The sequence below is a fragment of the Citrobacter sp. wls717 genome, from assembly GCF_005280955.1.
In the GTDB taxonomy this organism is placed as follows: domain Bacteria; phylum Pseudomonadota; class Gammaproteobacteria; order Enterobacterales; family Enterobacteriaceae; genus Citrobacter; species Citrobacter werkmanii.
This window is the reverse complement of sequence record NZ_SZWW01000027.1, coordinates 1-606: the sequence shown is the minus strand read 5'-3', so window position 1 is coordinate 606 and position 606 is coordinate 1. Positions and strand designations below refer to the sequence as shown.

The following is a 606-nucleotide window of genomic DNA, read 5'->3' as shown; positions in this document are numbered from 1 at the left end:
ACACGGTGCGGATATGGGGATTGCCTTTGACGGGGATTTTGACCGCTGCTTCCTGTTTGATGAAAAAGGCCAGTTTATAGAAGGGTACTACATTGTCGGTCTGCTGGCGGAAGCGTTTCTGGAGAAGAATCCGGGGGCGAAAATTATCCACGACCCGCGCCTGTCCTGGAACACCGTGGATGTGGTGACGGCGGCAGGCGGTAAACCGGTGATGTCAAAAACCGGACACGCGTTTATTAAAGAGCGGATGCGCCATGAAGATGCCATTTACGGCGGCGAGATGAGCGCGCATCACTATTTCCGCGATTTTGCGTACTGTGACAGCGGGATGATCCCGTGGCTGCTGGTGGCGGAGCTGCTGTGTCTGAAAGGACAGTCGCTGGGTGAACTGGTCCGTGATCGGATGGCGGCATACCCGGCGAGTGGAGAAATAAACAGCACGCTGGCGGAGCCGATGGCAGCGATAGCACGGGTGGAGCAGCACTTTTCCCGGGAAGCGCTGACGGTGGACAGAACGGATGGCATCAGCATGTCGTTTGTCGACTGGCGCTTCAATTTACGCTCTTCCAATACCGAACCGGTGGTGCGCCTGAACGTGGAATCGCG

1 pseudogene is annotated in these 606 nt (G+C 56.8%); it reads left to right on the top strand.

The window, feature by feature from the left end:
- Positions 1–606 (top strand): annotated as a pseudogene (cpsG, locus tag FDX09_RS14255) (colanic acid biosynthesis phosphomannomutase CpsG); the annotation flags it as partial.